The organism is Thermodesulfovibrio sp. 1176, assembly GCF_029946585.1.
Taxonomy (GTDB): domain Bacteria; phylum Nitrospirota; class Thermodesulfovibrionia; order Thermodesulfovibrionales; family Thermodesulfovibrionaceae; genus Thermodesulfovibrio.
Map to the genome: position 1 here is coordinate 1 of NZ_JARZRZ010000002.1, position 15,353 is coordinate 15,353.

General features: G+C 32.8%; 17 protein-coding genes and 1 CRISPR repeat array. Of the genes, 4 read left to right on the forward strand and 13 right to left on the reverse strand.

Annotated features, from left to right (window positions below):
• Positions 1-136 precede the first annotated feature (136 nt).
• Together QI155_RS03790 and QI155_RS03795 are read left to right on the forward strand one after the other, a co-directional pair.
• Entirely contained in the window at positions 137-1,444 is a 1,308-nt protein-coding gene (locus QI155_RS03790) for an ammonium transporter (protein ID WP_281321142.1), read from the forward strand.
• Between the two features lie 58 nt (positions 1,445-1,502).
• On the forward strand, positions 1,503-1,841 hold the full coding sequence (locus QI155_RS03795; RefSeq protein ID WP_068861072.1) for a P-II family nitrogen regulator: 339 nt from the start codon (positions 1,503-1,505) through the stop codon (positions 1,839-1,841).
• Between the two features lie 72 nt (positions 1,842-1,913).
• On the opposite strand, the gene QI155_RS03800 is transcribed toward QI155_RS03795, so the two are convergent.
• Together QI155_RS03800 and QI155_RS03805 are read right to left on the reverse strand one after the other, a co-directional pair.
• A complete protein-coding gene (locus QI155_RS03800; protein ID WP_281321143.1) occupies positions 1,914-2,381 on the reverse strand; it encodes a hypothetical protein in 468 nt (155 codons plus the stop codon).
• Positions 2,378-2,722 (reverse strand): nucleotidyltransferase domain-containing protein, encoded by a 345-nt coding sequence (locus tag QI155_RS03805; protein ID WP_068861068.1) that lies wholly within the window; start codon positions 2,720-2,722, stop codon positions 2,378-2,380. Before QI155_RS03805 ends, QI155_RS03800 begins: the two co-directional genes overlap by 4 nt.
• A gap of 301 nt (positions 2,723-3,023) precedes the next feature.
• On the opposite strand from QI155_RS03805, the gene QI155_RS03810 reads away from it, so the two are divergent.
• Both QI155_RS03810 and QI155_RS03815 read left to right on the forward strand, forming a co-directional pair.
• The gene (locus tag QI155_RS03810; protein ID WP_068861066.1) at positions 3,024-4,538 is read left to right on the forward strand and encodes a sigma 54-interacting transcriptional regulator; all 1,515 of its coding nucleotides are present in this window, start codon (positions 3,024-3,026) and stop codon (positions 4,536-4,538) included.
• 13 nt (positions 4,539-4,551) lie between these two features.
• Positions 4,552-5,244 carry a type 1 glutamine amidotransferase gene (locus tag QI155_RS03815; protein ID WP_068861064.1) on the forward strand — a complete coding sequence of 231 codons (693 nt, stop codon included), beginning with the start codon at positions 4,552-4,554 and terminating at the stop codon, positions 5,242-5,244.
• A gap of 46 nt (positions 5,245-5,290) precedes the next feature.
• A CRISPR array of direct repeats spans positions 5,291-5,648; the repeat unit is 29 nt; unit sequence ATTTATATCCCACATGGTTCAGATGAAAC.
• A 244-nt stretch (positions 5,649-5,892) separates the two neighbouring features.
• Here the strand turns inward: QI155_RS03815 and cas2 are convergent.
• From cas2 to QI155_RS03870, 11 genes are read right to left on the reverse strand one after another with little or no spacing between them, the layout of a single operon-like run.
• Positions 5,893-6,159 (reverse strand): CRISPR-associated endonuclease Cas2, encoded by a 267-nt coding sequence (gene cas2, locus QI155_RS03820; protein WP_281321144.1) that lies wholly within the window; start codon positions 6,157-6,159, stop codon positions 5,893-5,895.
• 2 nt (positions 6,160-6,161) lie between these two features.
• On the reverse strand, positions 6,162-7,142 hold the full coding sequence (cas1b, locus tag QI155_RS03825) for a type I-B CRISPR-associated endonuclease Cas1b (protein WP_281321145.1): 981 nt from the start codon (positions 7,140-7,142) through the stop codon (positions 6,162-6,164).
• A 1-nt stretch (position 7,143) separates the two neighbouring features.
• Entirely contained in the window at positions 7,144-7,662 is a 519-nt protein-coding gene (gene cas4 / locus QI155_RS03830; protein ID WP_281321146.1) for a CRISPR-associated protein Cas4, read from the reverse strand.
• Entirely contained in the window at positions 7,662-8,729 is a 1,068-nt protein-coding gene (locus QI155_RS03835) for an ERCC4 domain-containing protein (protein WP_281321147.1), read from the reverse strand. Before QI155_RS03835 ends, cas4 begins: the two co-directional genes overlap by 1 nt.
• A gap of 40 nt (positions 8,730-8,769) precedes the next feature.
• Positions 8,770-11,427, reverse strand: coding sequence for a CRISPR-associated helicase Cas3' (gene cas3 / locus QI155_RS03840; RefSeq protein WP_281321148.1), 2,658 nt, complete (start codon positions 11,425-11,427; stop codon positions 8,770-8,772).
• Positions 11,408-12,229, reverse strand: coding sequence for a type I-B CRISPR-associated protein Cas5b (gene cas5b, locus QI155_RS03845; protein WP_281321149.1), 822 nt, complete (start codon positions 12,227-12,229; stop codon positions 11,408-11,410). Before cas5b ends, cas3 begins: the two co-directional genes overlap by 20 nt.
• Positions 12,198-13,301 (reverse strand): type I-B CRISPR-associated protein Cas7/Cst2/DevR, encoded by a 1,104-nt coding sequence (gene cas7i / locus QI155_RS03850; protein WP_281321150.1) that lies wholly within the window; start codon positions 13,299-13,301, stop codon positions 12,198-12,200. The genes cas5b and cas7i overlap by 32 nt, the downstream gene beginning before the upstream one ends.
• A 15-nt stretch (positions 13,302-13,316) precedes the next feature.
• On the reverse strand, positions 13,317-13,838 hold the full coding sequence (locus QI155_RS03855) for a hypothetical protein (RefSeq protein WP_281321151.1): 522 nt from the start codon (positions 13,836-13,838) through the stop codon (positions 13,317-13,319).
• Positions 13,835-14,905 (reverse strand): Cas8a1 family CRISPR/Cas system-associated protein, encoded by a 1,071-nt coding sequence (locus tag QI155_RS03860; protein ID WP_068861572.1) that lies wholly within the window; start codon positions 14,903-14,905, stop codon positions 13,835-13,837. Before QI155_RS03860 ends, QI155_RS03855 begins: the two co-directional genes overlap by 4 nt.
• A gap of 58 nt (positions 14,906-14,963) precedes the next feature.
• Positions 14,964-15,098, reverse strand: a complete 135-nt coding sequence (locus QI155_RS03865; RefSeq protein WP_281321152.1) for a hypothetical protein — start codon at positions 15,096-15,098, stop codon at positions 14,964-14,966.
• The gene (locus QI155_RS03870) at positions 15,077-15,349 is read right to left on the reverse strand and encodes a hypothetical protein (protein WP_281321153.1); all 273 of its coding nucleotides are present in this window, start codon (positions 15,347-15,349) and stop codon (positions 15,077-15,079) included. The genes QI155_RS03865 and QI155_RS03870 overlap by 22 nt, the downstream gene beginning before the upstream one ends.
• Positions 15,350-15,353 lie beyond the last annotated feature (4 nt).

Here is a 15,353-nt window from a genome sequence, read left to right on the forward strand (position 1 = left end):
AGGCAACAAACTCCATTGAGGGCTTTTATACCCAGGTGAAATGGAGTTGTCCTGCCCTGCCTTCATTGCTTTCAATGGGTAAAACCCATGCATATAAATTTTATAACAAAAAATTTTTCGTAGGAGGAGGAGTAAGATGAAAAAGTTATTGAGTGTATTCATATTAATAATGATGATTTTAGCGCTTTCTGCAAATTTAATATTTGCAGAGACAGAAGCACCTGCTCAACCTCAGCCAAAGCTTGACACAGGTGATACTGCATGGATGATTGTAGCAACAGCTTTGGTTATGCTTATGACAGTCCCAGGACTTGCATTATTTTATGGTGGCTTGGCAAAAAGAAAAGATGTTCTTAATACAATTGCAATGAGCTTTGTTACCTATTGCATTGTAAGCTTTTTATGGGTATTTTATGGATATAGCCTCACTTTTTCAGGAGATATCGCAGGAATAATAGGATACCTTGACAAGGCATTCTTAGAAGGAGTTAAAGTAGACTCTCTTCAGGGAACAATACCAGAAGCTCTCTTTTCTGTATTCCAGCTTACCTTTGCTGCTATCACAGTGGCATTAATAAGCGGTGCATACATTGAGAGAATGAAGTTTTCAGCATGGGCGCTTTTTTCAGTTTTGTGGATGAGTCTTGTTTATGTTCCTGTTGCTCACTGGGTATGGGGTGGAGGATTTCTTGCAAAGATGGGAGCTCTTGATTTTGCAGGGGGAACAGTTGTCCATATTAACGCTGGGATAGCTGCACTGGTTGGAGTATTAATACTTGGCAAAAGGAAAAATACATTACTTGTTCCAAATAACTTAACTTTGGTTGCAATTGGTGCTGCACTATTATGGTTTGGATGGTTTGGATTTAATGCAGGAAGTGCTGTTGCATCAAATGGACTTGCTGCACAGGCATTCATTAACACAAATACTGCTACAGCAGTTGCAGCTCTTGCTTGGATGTTTACAGAGTGGGCAGTTACTAAAAAACCTACTGTACTTGGTATCGCATCTGGAATGATTGCAGGACTTGTCGCCATTACTCCAGCTGCTGGTTTTGTAAACATTGCGGGGTCTGTTATAATTGGTGCAATTGCAGGATTTATATGCTATTTCAGTGTTACTGCAATGAAGCCAAAGCTTGGTTACGATGATGCCCTTGATGTGTTTGGAATTCACGGTGTAGCAGGAATAATTGGTGCAATTCTTACAGGAGTTTTTGCAGATCCTGCAATTAATGAAGCTGGCAAGGGGCTTATTTATGGGAATCCGGGTCAGCTATGGACTCAGACAGTTGCAGTGCTTGTAACAATAGTTTACACAGCCATAATGACTGCTATAATATTCTTAATTATAAAGATATTTATGAAAGTGCGAGTTTCAGAGGAAGAAGAAATTACAGGACTTGACTCATCACAGCACAGTGAAAGAGCATATAATCTATAATTAAGATTCCTCGGCACTTTAGCCTCGGAATGAGAAAAAGTATGAAAAGGAGGAAGCAATGAAAAAGATTGAGGCAATAATTAAGCCATTCAAATTTGAAGAAGTAAAAGAAGCCCTTGTTTTAGCAGGTATTCAGGGAATGACTATTACAGATGTAAAGGGTTTTGGAAGACAGAAAGGTCATGTTGAGATATACAGAGGTTCTGAACTTGAAGTGCTATTTGTTCCAAAAATAAAAATTGAGGTTGTTGTTCCTGATAGTCTTGTTGAAAAGGTGGTCAAAGTTATACAGGAAAAGGCTTACACAGGTAATGTAGGCGATGGAAAGATATTTATTATACCAGTTGAAGATGCAATAAGAATCAGAACAAAAGAAAAAGGTGAACAGGCTATTTAAAGAAATAAAATTCAAAAATAACTTATATTCGATTAAGAGGTTGCAGAATTTATCTGCAACCTCTTTTTTTATTTATTCTTTTATATTTTCTTCCAAGAATTTTTGAAACTTTTCTATGTCTTTTTCTATTTTTAGCCAATTTTTTATCATTTTATTCTGAATTTCAAAAACTTTCTTTGAGTCAAGTTCATATCCATAGGCGTGCCTGAATATATGTCTAAAACCTCTTAGCTCATCAAGCAACCTAAAAGTCTCACTTGACCATAATTGTGGTCTAATACCCCTGACATTAAGTAACATTTTTTTAAGAAGTTCTCTATGATATTTTGAAGTGTCATCAAGGGTATTTTCAAAAGTTTTTGCTGTCTCCTCCATTAAGTCTTCCAATGCGCAGTATAAGTTATGTAATAAAAAACCTATGTATACAGTATCTTTCTTGTCAGAGATTTTGAGGGATTTTAGTTCATTAAAAAGTTCTTTTAATATTTTGTTTTGTTCTTCAAAATATGCTAAAAGTAAAGCTATCTTTTCTTTTTTCATAAAATTTTAAAACCTCTCTGAAGGATTAATTGTTTAAAAGGACAAATCTCAAGCTCAATAAGATCAACCCTATGAGACAAAAGCTCCTCAAGTTCGCAAAGAATTTTAAAATAATCCTCCCTTAAATTTTCAACTGCGATGTCTATATCTGAAAAATCGTAAAAATCTCCTTCATTGATTAAAGAACCGGTCAGATATACAGCTTTAACTTTCTTGTTTGAAAAGTATACCTTAAGAATTTCACAGGTTTTTTTTAGCAATTTTTTTCTCTTTAGCTCTCTATTCAAATATTTTTCTTTGATTAATTTTGTCCATAAATCTATTTTTACAGCGTTTTGCATATTTTCATTATAATTAACACAAAAAAAGAATGCAATAGATTTTTCCTAAAATTGCCGATAGAGATAAAGGCAATATTTCGTTTAGCAGTCATTCCGAGGGGTTTAATACCCCGAGGAATCTCTCATTAAAGAATCTATCTGGTAAAAAAAGGAGGAGATTCCTCAGTCGCTTACGCTCCTTCGGAATGACAAAATCATTGTTTTTTCTATCGGCAATTTTGAGATTTTTACTCCAAATTGACACTAACTCTAATAAATGGTATAATTAATCATCGGCAATTATTTGCCGTATATAAGCTATATGAATAAAAGAAACAACAGAGAATTAACTGCTCTTTTTGAGGTAAGTAAGGTTTTAACCTCTTCCTTTGATCTTGAGAAAAATCTTTATTCTGTAATGGAAATTCTCTCAAAAAAGCTTGATATGACAAGAGGTTGTGTTTTTCTCCTTGATAAAAAAACAGATGAGATAAAAATTGTCACAGCCTATGGACTTACTGAAGAAGAAATCCAAAGAGGTAAGTATAAAATTGGAGAAGGCATAGTTGGTAAAGTTATTGAAACAGGATTACCTATGTTTATCCCCGATATAGAAAAAGAGCCACAATTTCTCAATAAAACAGGAAGTCGTCCTGATAAAAAGGGTATTTCTTTCCTTTGCGTTCCAATTAAGATTGAAGAAGAAATGCTCGGAGTTATCTCAGCTGATAGAATATATACACTAAGTCAGGGAGATGTTGATGATGACTTAAGAGTTCTTTCAATAGTTGCCTCTTTGATTGCCCAGTTTCTCAAATTATGGGAAAGCTATAAAGTAATGGAAGATGAAAATCTGCTATTAAGAATTCAGCTTAAGGATAGATACAATTTTCCAAATCTTGTTGGGCAGTCTCCTTCTTTTCAGGCAGTGCTTAAAACTGTTATGAAGGTAGCAGGAACTGATGCTACAGTATTGCTTTTTGGAGAATCAGGAACTGGAAAAGAATTGATTGCTAAAACAATTCATTTTCAGAGTAAAAGAGCAAAAGGTCCTTTTGTGGCAATAAACTGTGCTGCAATTCCTGAAAATCTTCTTGAAGCAGAACTTTTTGGATCAGAAAAAGGGGCTTTTACTGGTGCAGTAAAAAGAATTGGGAAGTTTGAGCAGGCAAATGAAGGAACAATATTTCTTGACGAAGTAGGTGAATTACCCCTTTCGCTTCAGCCAAAGCTTTTAAGGGTTTTACAGGAAAGAACAGTGGAGCCTCTTGGCTCATCTAAAACCGTAAAAGTTAATGTAAGAATAATCTCAGCCACAAACAAAGACCTTTCAGAGGAAATAAGAAAAGGTAGTTTCAGAGAAGACCTTTTCTGGAGACTAAATGTAATCCCAATATACATTCCACCATTAAGAGAGAGAAAGGAGGATATTCCCCTGCTAATAGAGTATTATTTAAAGAGCTTCTGTAGTATTTATAAAAAAAATGTATCAATTGATGAAGATACATTAAAAATACTAATTTCCTATGAATGGCCTGGGAATGTAAGAGAGCTTGCTAACACAATTGAAAGGCTTGTTGTTATGTCAGAAGGTAGAATCATCAAACCCTATGACCTTCCAGATACTGTTAGAGGAGTTATAAAAATGAATCCCAAGCTATCTGGTGAATTAAAGCTTCCCACAGAGGTTGAGGAAATTGAAAGAATAAGGATTGTTGATACTCTTCCAAAGTTTAATTTTAATATACGAAAAACAGCGCAGGCACTCGGTTTAACTGAACGACAGCTAAATTACAGAATAAAAAAATACGGAATTTCAATTAAAAAAGGAATTTAGCAGGATAGATACAATGATAGCGATAATAAAAAATGTTAAAGAAGAAGGTCCTGGAAACATAGAAGATTATCTTCGAGAAAATTCTATCCCCTATAAAATTTTTGAAGCTCAAGATGGTAAACTACCCTCAACACTTGATGGATACACTGGATTAATAGTCATGGGAGGACCAATGGGAGTTTATGAGATGGAACAATATCCTCAATTAAGGATTACTTCAAGACTTATAAGAGAGGCAATAAACAGAAATTTAAAAGTTCTTGGCATATGTCTTGGTGCTCAATTGATTGCTCATATACTTGGTGCAAGAGTTTATAAAGGACATGGTGAAGAAATTGGTTGGCTTGATATTGAATTAACCTCTGAAGGATTAAGAGACTCTTTAATGATTTCACTTGCAAAACATCCATCTGTTGGAGATGTATGGAGAAAATTTAAAGTCTTTCACTGGCACGGAGATACCTTTGATTTACCCTTTGGCGCGATACATCTTGCAAAATCCGCTCTTTATGAAGCTCAGGCTTTTAAATTTGGACAAAAGGTTTATGCTTTGCAGTTTCATATAGAAGTAACTGAGGAGTTACTCAGTCAATGGTTTGAAGAACATCCCCTTCGAGAGCAGATCCTTAAAGAAACTCAAAAGCTTTCTTCTGAGTACTCAGCAAGAGCAAAAAATTTTTATAAAGTTTTTTTCAGTGATTTATAGATTTTTTATCTACGTACCAATGAAACTTATCATCTACTCTTCAGCAAATTTATGTTCACATAGTTCAGATGAAACCTTTACAGATTTTGCCCAGACAGCTGTTTATAAGCCACATTTATATCCCACATGGTTCAGATGAAACTTATGAGAATAAGGGTTAAATACATTAATGAAGATGATTTATATCCCACATGGTTCAGATGAAACTCATAATTGTTAGCCCTAATCATCTGCCTAAATACAGCATTTATATCCCACATGGTTCAGATGAAACTGGTTTCTCATCTCTATCATCAGGATGTATTTCTTCATTTATATCCCACATGGTTCAGATGAAACAAACTACCGACTCCAGTCATAGCAGATTGTCCATAAATTTATATCCCACATGGTTCAGATGAAACCAAACTTGTCAAAGAGCTATTTTATAATTATGAAAACTTTTATTTACAACAATTTTATCATTTTTAACGAAATTTTCCAAAATTAGAAAAAACAATTTATACGCATCGATCCTTGCATCATTTTTTTCAACTTCTACGAAAATTCTTTAAAAATTTTTCATTATCAAACATTTTCCTATATAATTAAAAAAATCTGGTTTGATGCTAAGTTGAAGATTAAATCACTTCATAATTTTTTCCTACCTTAAAGCACATTTCCTGTCATTTCTTTTTCCACTCCGATAACTGTTTTTCTGTAATTCAATCGGTTTTCAAGGCTATAAAAATAAATGGAGTCAACTTCCTTATCTATAACTTTTTCAAGTTCAAACTTACATTTAACCAGTTTCCCCTCTGAAATTTCTCCTTCAAAAACGGAGTTTTGTACCCACATAAAATATTTTTTTAGTATTTTTCTTACTTTGTTAACCCTTTCTTCAGAAATGTCATAAGTCACTATAAGATAAGGCATTGCTACCACCATGCTTTAAAAGGCTTGTATTCTTCATCATTTATAAAATGTTTTATTAATTTATAACATTCAAGTCTGATTATTTTTCTGTAGGAAATATTTCTTTTTAATTTTCTGTGCTTTATAGTAGTAGAAAGTTTATGATCAAATTCTTTTATGAATTTTTTTCTGCCTGAGTCAGTTAAATAGCAATAGTTTACATCTTTTTCAAAATCTTCAAGTTTTATCATGTTGTTGTTTATAAGCTTAAAAATTACAGGGTCTGCTATAAGGGGTTTAAAAATCTCGGCAATATCAAGACTAAGGGAATATCTTCTTTGTCCAGGTTCATGAAGATAACTTATGGTTGGATTTAATTGGGTGTGGTATATTTCATTAAGAACTGTGGTATAAATCATGCTATTTGCAAAGGAAATCAAAGCATTGATTGGATTTGTAGGCGGTCTTTTTTCCCTTTTTTCCATTTCAAAATCTGAACGAAGAATCATATTGAAAGCCTCATAATAGGCATCTCTTGCCCTTCCTTCATTTCCCATTAAATCTGCTATTTTATTTTTCATCAGTGCAGAATCATATTCTTTTTTAATTTTTTCCTGAAAAAGCTCTGTATTTTTGTATTCTCTCAAGTTTCTCAGCATATGAAATATTGCACCTTCTACAAAACAGTAGGCAAAATAAAGTCTTTTTTCATAATCAAGATAGTGTTGAACTTGCCTTACTATAAGTTCTCCAGAAACATTCCTTTCTCTTGGCATAAAACTTCCAGAATAAAAACCATAATAATTATAAAAATGAACAGGAATGCACTGTTGAGAGAGAAAATTAAGAATTTTACTATTTAAATCTATCTCACCAAAAATATGAATGGCATCTATATCTTCAACAGGGATTGCTTTCTTGTCTCCCTGTTCATTTTCAATGTATACTGTATTTTCCTTTCTTTTTATCCTTCCATTTGAAAAGATATAGTAATTTCTTGCCATCTCATTTGTCTCCTGAAAAACAAAATTCATAGTAAGCACATTTTGTGCAATAAGGTTTTTTCTTTATAGGAGGCGGAACAGCAAAACTTGTAATCTCTTTAACTTTTAGGAGAGCCTGTTCAACCTCTTTTTCTGATTCCTCTGTAAGTTCTATTTCTTCCTTTTTCCTCATCTTAGGATAATTTATAATGCCTTTTTTGTATATGCCTAATTGTTTAAGATAGTAAAGATAATAAAGGAGTTGAATTCTATCTGCATGGGCAAGACGGTTACTGTATTTAACTTCTCTTATTTTGTCTTCTTCAGCAATATCAATGCTGATAAGGTTGTCAATCAGAATATTTTTTGTCTTTTCATAAGGATAGGAATAATCTCCAAGAATCTTTCCCATTAATACTCTATCTGAATTTGATTCCATCTGAATTCCTTTGTCAAAAAACCATAGTTTTCGTTCGCATACATAAAGATAGTTAACTTTTATACCATTGGTCTTTATAGATTGAAAGTCAAGCTCAGTCATCAGCCCTTTTTCCAGTAACTCTTTTTACCTTTACCATATTTTTCAATAATGCCTTCTTTCTCTAAATCTTTTAAAACTTTTCTGATAGTTGTTTGGGGTGCCTCAGGAAATATTTCTTTTATCATTGAAAATTGAAATTCTTCAAGAAGGTCATTCACTATCTTTTTCTTTATCTCAAAATAGATTCCTCCCTTTGCATCTGGACAGGTGCCATAATTTTCAATTAAATTTGAGATTGTCTCATGGGGAGTGTCATTTTCATGGGCATTTATAGCACAGAAAAATCTATAGGTCCATTCATTTGCAAGCTTGCGATTACCAGCAAATACAATAGTCAGTTTAGGATGGAGTGCATACAATTCAGCAATTGCCTTCGCAGTAAATGAAGGAGTGTAAAATTTGACCTTATTTGGATTTAAAAAATCTGAGTAATTTGCCTCAATCACAAGGGCTGAGTTTTTATAAGCAGAAAGCTCTCCAAGTTGTTGATGAAAGGCTTGCATTCTGCCAAATTCTGCAAGAAGGTTATCGAAGGTCTTTCTTTCTACTACAGCCAGAATTTCATTCTCACCTTTTAATGCATAGTCTCCAACAGGCAACTTTCCTTTTTCAATATTGCTCTCTGGAAATCTCCATGGATATCTTTCATTGTTATCAATTATTACATTTAATCTGTCTTTGTAATAGGTTGTAAGCTTAACTCTTGGCCTTCTTTCTATTAATGCTTTCTGTGTTCTCCAGAATATCTGCTCATATTCTCCCTCTTTGGTCTTATACTTCTTTGTAAGAAACAAAAATTCACATCGTTTATTTATAGGTCTGTCAAGGACGATTGCAAGTCTTTTCCCGTAACGCTTGAATGAAATTATCGGAACTCTCTCAATTTCTTCTACGGGAGGGTCTAATTCCTGATTAGTTTCTCTTATGCAAAAGATGTTGCCCCTTTGTCCGGGCCATCTATCCTGCACCCTTAAAGCAAGCAAAACCTTATCTCCCTGCTTTATTGTAAGGCGATAGGGAAATTTCGGATTATTGACGGATTCGAGAATGTAAAGAGTCTTGGTCATAATAATATTTGAGTTGAATTGCTAAGCATAAAATTTTCTTTCATATATCAACTATTCCTGAATCATGACTTTCTATTTTTCGGTTTTCCATGTTAAAAATAACTCCCATATCATTGGTATATTTGCCAGCAAAAACATAAATTCCACTTAACCATTTTTTTATTCTGTGTATTTGCTCCTCACTAACGCCTTTAAGTTCATAAGCGAGATAAGAGACATCATTTAGATTAAGTGAGTTGTTATAAAGATATTTTCTAATGTCAATATTAACGACATGCTTAGACAGGACTTCAGATTTAAAAAGTGTATAGCTCAAATTATTTTTTGCTAAAAAACTATTTATGATGTCATTTTTAAATTCTTCTTTTCTATCTTCCGTTATAGCTGGTACAGTGTAAATCTCTCTAAATATTTTCAATGCCTCTTGTTTTCTATCAGACATATAACCCGCATCAAGGATATCAAGGGTTTCATAAAATCTTTGTAAATAACTTGATGTTGACGGAATTGTGCTGTAAAGTTCTTCTACCAATGCATTTTTGTCAATCTCGGCTAAAGAAAAGACAAACCTTGTTTGAGTTTTGCTAGTGCCAAAATTTTTTAACAATTCTTCAAGAAACTCTTTTAATACATTTTTTACTTTTGCTTTTTTCCTTTTCTCTTTTTCTTCTGTCCAGTATTTATTCTTTAATTCTGTTATCTTATTGTCAATTTCGGGTTTTGCACCTTTAAATAGCAAGGCAAGAGAAAAAACTAATAAATCGTTTTGATAAACACTTCCTGCACCCGAAGATAGTTTTATGTTATCATCTGGTTTTTGATAAAAAATGATAATATTAGGGGATGTGGGTTCTTTAACATCTAAATATTTTTTATAAGATTCTTCATCCTTGATTCTTCTTAATACCCTGCCCATCCTTTGGACAAGAGAATCTATCGGTGCAAGCTCTGTATAAAGAATGTCTGCATCTATATCAAGAGAGGCTTCCACAACTTGAGTTGCAACGAGTATTTTTCCCTCTTTTTCACTGTCTGGTTTTGGATTAGAAAAGGTTCCTATTTTATCTTTAGTGCCAACTATTTCATCTTCAAGTCTTTTTCTATCATTAAAAGTAAATCTTGAATGAAGAAGTTTCAAATAGATATTGTCTTTGTCAGTTTCTGAAATCTTTTTATAAATCTCCTGAGCTTTTTCAACAGTATTAAGGATTACCAGCACTCGTTTTCCTTCTTTTGCCTTGCTCAATATCTCATCAATATTTTTCTCAATATCAACTTCTCGGATTTCAATTTTATGCTTACATATGTTTTCATATTGATTGTATCTATTGATGACTTTAAAATTTTCTTCCCCGATTCTTTCCTTTATTGCCTCTTTAACAAAAGTAGGAAGTGTTGCCGTCATTAGTAGGAATTTTCCACCAAGTTTTACAATATCTTCAATAAGTTTAACAATAATTGCTACTGCTCTTGGGTCATAAGCCTGCACTTCGTCAATTACAAGTTTTGAATATCCAAGTGTTGAATATATTTTTTCATAACCTGGATATTTTAATGCCGACGGGAAAACCTGGTCTCCAGTAGAAACCAATACAGGAAGAGATAAATGTCTTGCTAATTCAAGAACTCTGAATCTTTCTCCTTCATAATTTACTGATTTTTCAAAAAGATAAACATCAGCATCAGAGTGAAGCAATCCAACATTCTCTTGTCCAAAAATAATCTTTGACCTTTCATAAATAGAATTTACTGCAGATCTTAAAGGCAGAGTGATAAATAATTTATTTCCTGCTCCCCATAAGTAGGCAAATTCTGTTTTCCCAGAACCTGTTGGTGCTATGAGGATTATATTTTTGTCTCGTTTTTCTTTCATTAAATTTATCTGCCATATCTCATTATCTTTTATTGTATCTTTACTAAGTTTTTTTGAGATTTCAACTTTTATGTTTTCTTCAATTTTCATATATTCAGGAGTGGGCTTCTCTATCTCTTCTGATAATTCTTCTTCTTGTATATAAGAAGTAAAATGGTCAATTCTCATTAAAAACCCTGCAGTGTATACCCACTTCCTTTTATACTCCTCATTTAAAGTTATCCGCTGTGGTAAAAAATAATTGTAATAAGGCGGAATGATATAAGAGAACAAATCATTCCCATCATGAATTGTCTGAGCTATATCTTCATCAAAACTCAAGATATCAATATACTTCTCAAAATTTTTAACATTAAATTGAGATTTCAGATTTTCTAAAAGTTTAATCCTTAAATCTTCATTTTGCAAAACCAGATCTATAGCCCTCTTAAAGTCAGGGTCCTTACCAAGTATAATATTATGGAAATTATCGCGCCAGTGATGAAATGCTACAGCCGATAGAAGTATTTTAATGTCATCAGTATTAGATATAATTCTTGCAAGATTATCCTTATCAATCCACAATAATGAAAAAATACTATGAGGTATGTCAGGAAAAAGTATCTTGGGTGAGTAGTCCCAGTTTCCTACAGAGATTTGAAAGGCAGGAGATACTTTCCCAATATCATGGGCAAAGACTGCAAGTTTCAGCAATTTAAAATCAATATTATAATTGCATAGCATATTCTTTAATTTTTCAAGCTGTTCAAGCAGTCCTTTTGTGTGCTCCGCGAGGGTAATAACCTTTTCACTATTTATTTTACTTTTAGCCAGAATTTCTTGCATCTTTATTACCTCTTAGTATTGTAAAGATGACTGGTATGTTTTCATTAGAGTCTACATAGAATTTCATCTTTTTAAAGCTTTCACCTTCGTATAATTTAACTGTTACATATTCCTCAAATACCCGCTGATTGGTGTCAGTTATCTTATAAAATGTCGGAAGCCTGAAAATGTTTCCGTTCAGTCCGTCAAAAAAGTTATCGTAATCTCCATCAATGAAATTTTTGTCTACATATTCTTTAGCAGGTATCCATGCAAAATACTTTATGCTCATTGCAGATTTTTGTATTAATTCAACAGATTTTATTTCTTGGAAAACTAACCAATCCTCAGACCTGCCAAGATGAATTGGTGAAAGTCTCTCTGAAGGATCTTCGAAGGCTTTTTTAATACTTTTTAAAAAATTTTCCTCTGGATGGTATATGTATATTATAAGATTCACATCTTGTAAAACATCCACTGTTACAGGCATCTGCCCTCCAGGATGCTGTGGTATATTATCTATAGTTCTATTTGTTACTGAATGGAATTTATCAACATGACTATTTTTGCTCAAATTTCTAAACCAGATATATTCTTTAATTAAACTTTCATATCTCCCATAAATTGCTAAAGACAATCCCTTTATTTTTGTTAGCCTTTCATCACCTTCATCTCTTATGCCCATTAAATTGCAAATCAATCCTTTTATAGTAGAATATGGCGGTATTGGGTATGTAAATCTTCTTTGATAACTAAAAGGTATCCTGTAATGGGCACTTGGCTGATGTATTTTAATTTTGAGAACTTGTTTGGTATGTTGCATTTTTTTGTTTAACTCCTATGCTTTGTAAAAATGCATACCAATCTGTGAATAAATTAGTGGTATCAATGTTCCCAACCAAATTTTTAGGATTATAAACATAAATAAGTTTTTTATTGCTGCCATCGCTAAGTATATATTCATTATTCATAATAGAGCTTTCAAAGCTTCCCAATTCAACAAATGAGTGGAATAGAGGAACTGGAAGCTTTAACCCGGCAGCAATCATAAACTGAGGAACAATGCCACAATTCTCTCCACTACTGTGGTATATGAGTCCATTTTTTAAAACATCAAGAATTTGAGATATTCTTTTTTGTTTTTCATTTTTTTCTAATTCGAAAATGGCTTTTTTCTTGTTATTCTCTTCTTTAATTATTATTTTCCCAATTGGACAAGTTCCCTTTTTGACAATATATTCTTTCTCTTTTTCTCCCTTATCTGCTTCTATAGAATGATTTATTTGATTTGAAAAAGATAATGTAAGCTTTTTCTCCCCATCATTATAATTTATTTCATTAATCCACCACTCATCATATCCAAGCTTATCAATATCTATTGTAAAGGAAACCTTAAAAAATGATTGATGTTCTTCTTTGTTTACTGGATTAGGATTGGCTCCACATCTGGAAGCAAGGTCATGATTGGCGTTAAACTGCATATCACCTTCCCATGTCTCAAGTGCAATAGCTTTTGTAATACCAACAGGAGCTTTTCGGGTTATGCTCTGTTGACCACCTATTGTAAACATATAACCAAAGGCATCAAGTTCAGCATGTGTTAGAATATTTTGAGTTGTTAAATCAAATTGAACTACTCTATTATCACCTGCTCCAGATTCAAAACATACAGCTGAAGTCCAATCATCTTTATAAATTCTTGAGAGGGTTTCAAATAGATAATGTCTTTCTGCAACTCTTGATAGATAACTGAAGGTCTTATTTCCAAACCGTGTAAGTTTCTTAATTGACGGAATATTACCTCCAAGTTTTTCATCCCTATTTAATGCCGATGCCTCAAAAATCAATGTAAGTGTTATTGCACTTAAATCTTTCAGATTGTCATTTTTATTCATTTCTAACCTCCTCCTTTATTCTTCTGTTGTTATAAACCCACTTAAAAATGCATAAATAAAAGCCCTGAATTGGTTTATATCATACTTTGGTTTTAATGCCTCTATCAGTTCTTGAGGAATTTGAGCATTTCTTATAGTAAAAATTCTCATTAACATACCAATAACAGCTTCTCTTTTTCCAAGCCTGGCTAGCTCCAGCATACGCAATGCTTCCTTGTTTATAGCATCTTTTATTGATTTGTTATTTTGGGCAATTCCATATCCAACGCGTTTCAAATTTTCAATTAGGAAATCTGGTTCACTTTTCTGTAAGTCCTTTAATAACCCTCTTACTATCTTAATCTCACTTGTTTTTGTGCCGCCCTTTTCAAGTTCTTCTTTAACACATTCGAGTGCCTTAATAAAATCCTTCAACTTTTCAAACTTAATAAACAGTGATAGTGTCTTTTGTAAATCTTCTATCCAGCTAAAATCATCCGGGGTTATTTTCTGATAAAGTTCGTCAAGTTTGTTATTAATGTCATTGTAAATATTCATATCATCACCTCTCGACTTATTATAGAGTTTATTCTTGTATATAGTTCAGGAAGAATATTTGAAAGAATCTTTAAACTTTTAGTGTCTTTGTTTCTTAATTGTGAGAGATATTTATCATTAAATGCGTTTGTTTCTGTAATTGAATATCTTAGGATTTTATGCGAAAGGGTAAGTAGATGAGAAAATTTTCCATTAAGGATAATTTCCAAAATCAGAGGCTCTTTTGTTGCACTAATAAGGCTTGCAATATCTTTTTGAAGCAAAAGGCGCGATATCTCATAAGGCAGTGAATAATATTCTATTTCATTACCCCTTTTAATCACCATCTCAATGTTCATTATGCTCCATGCCCCTAAAGTTACAGCAACCTTCTGTGCAAGTTCTATAAAACTAATTCCTAATATCTGTCGCACCTGATAGCCTTTGCTCTTACTGAATATCTGTTCTACAAATTTATTTAGATGCCACATTATTTTGAAGGATGGTGCATTTATAAAGATTTGTCCATTTTGTGTTTGAGCACTCTCAAATGGGATATGATGATGTATTATAAGATAAGCACAAAGCGGACATATTGATATTGAATAGTTTAGATTCCAAAAGGAATTCGGAAATTCTCCTTTTGAAGGTCCTATAAGACTGTTATGTATTACTTGTATATTTGAAGTTATTCGCTCTGCAATCTTTTTTGTTTTATCATTAAACTGTGAGAAATCAATCGAAAAGTTTCGTGAACAAATACCACATGCTATGCCTTCCTCTTTTATATTGCTAAGATTTTTTGAATAATCCTCAAAGGCTGATTCCTCTCCTGATTGAAGATAGTTGGGATAACGTTTGTTTTTTCCAACAAGTGGAAGTTCTTTTTCTCCTTTATGTTTATTATACCCTTTATAAAAGGCTACACTCTCTGAAAAAATTCCCCGTTCAATTGTTACCGTTCCATTGTCACTTAACCATTTATCAATAACTTCTTCACCTTTGCCATATGCAATAACTCTCAAAAACCCAATCACTGCTGCATTATACAGCCAGTTTGCTGGATACAATGTTATAAATTTATTCATACCAACTCCCCCAATATCTCTTTCACCCACATTGGCAATTCTGGGTAGTCTTCAAAGTTTAAAAGGTTCCCAAGATAGATTTTGTAAGATTGGGTAGGAAATTTTTTTCAAAGTCATTAGCAGTGCCACTGGCAAGATAAAAATCTGTGCAAATGTTTTGAACTTTAAGGGCTAATTCAAAGAGTCTTTCCATTTCTTTATCCAAAATTTAACTCCTCTTTTTGTATCAGGATATTTAAGGGCTATTTTATATACTTTATCGGGATACATTTCATAAATCTTTCTAATCTCCTCAAAATTGCCATATTTAAGAACTCTTCTTATTAAAATCTCAAGGGGTGCTATATCTTCATATTCCCATAGATAAATTTTAAATTCTTCAGGAATTTTTACCTTTTCTTCATAATCCCATTTAATTCCCTGAATTATTCTCTCTTTCTTCATACTC

Bases quoted from the DNA above. Each gene is read 5' to 3' on its own strand.
- QI155_RS03795 (WP_068861072.1), top strand. From the start codon at position 1,503: ATGAAAAAGATTGAGGCAATAATTAAGCCATTCAAATTTGAAGAAGTA.
- QI155_RS03835 (WP_281321147.1), bottom strand. From the start codon at position 8,729: ATGACCAAGACTCTTTACATTCTCGAATCCGTCAATAATCCGAAATTT.
- QI155_RS03860 (WP_068861572.1), bottom strand. From the start codon at position 14,905: ATGAATAAATTTATAACATTGTATCCAGCAAACTGGCTGTATAATGCA.
- cas5b (WP_281321149.1), bottom strand. From the start codon at position 12,229: ATGCAACATACCAAACAAGTTCTCAAAATTAAAATACATCAGCCAAGT.
- cas1b (WP_281321145.1), bottom strand. From the start codon at position 7,142: ATGGCAAGAAATTACTATATCTTTTCAAATGGAAGGATAAAAAGAAAG.
- QI155_RS03815 (WP_068861064.1), top strand. From the start codon at position 4,552: ATGATAGCGATAATAAAAAATGTTAAAGAAGAAGGTCCTGGAAACATA.
- QI155_RS03805 (WP_068861068.1), bottom strand. From the start codon at position 2,722: ATGCAAAACGCTGTAAAAATAGATTTATGGACAAAATTAATCAAAGAA.
- QI155_RS03865 (WP_281321152.1), bottom strand. From the start codon at position 15,098: ATGGAAAGACTCTTTGAATTAGCCCTTAAAGTTCAAAACATTTGCACA.
- cas4 (WP_281321146.1), bottom strand. From the start codon at position 7,662: ATGACTGAGCTTGACTTTCAATCTATAAAGACCAATGGTATAAAAGTT.
- QI155_RS03855 (WP_281321151.1), bottom strand. From the start codon at position 13,838: ATGAATATTTACAATGACATTAATAACAAACTTGACGAACTTTATCAG.
- cas7i (WP_281321150.1), bottom strand. From the start codon at position 13,301: ATGAATAAAAATGACAATCTGAAAGATTTAAGTGCAATAACACTTACA.
- cas2 (WP_281321144.1), bottom strand. From the start codon at position 6,159: ATGCCTTATCTTATAGTGACTTATGACATTTCTGAAGAAAGGGTTAAC.
- cas3 (WP_281321148.1), bottom strand. From the start codon at position 11,427: ATGCAAGAAATTCTGGCTAAAAGTAAAATAAATAGTGAAAAGGTTATT.
- QI155_RS03790 (WP_281321142.1), top strand. From the start codon at position 137: ATGAAAAAGTTATTGAGTGTATTCATATTAATAATGATGATTTTAGCG.
- QI155_RS03810 (WP_068861066.1), top strand. From the start codon at position 3,024: ATGAATAAAAGAAACAACAGAGAATTAACTGCTCTTTTTGAGGTAAGT.
- QI155_RS03870 (WP_281321153.1), bottom strand. From the start codon at position 15,349: ATGAAGAAAGAGAGAATAATTCAGGGAATTAAATGGGATTATGAAGAA.
- QI155_RS03800 (WP_281321143.1), bottom strand. From the start codon at position 2,381: ATGAAAAAAGAAAAGATAGCTTTACTTTTAGCATATTTTGAAGAACAA.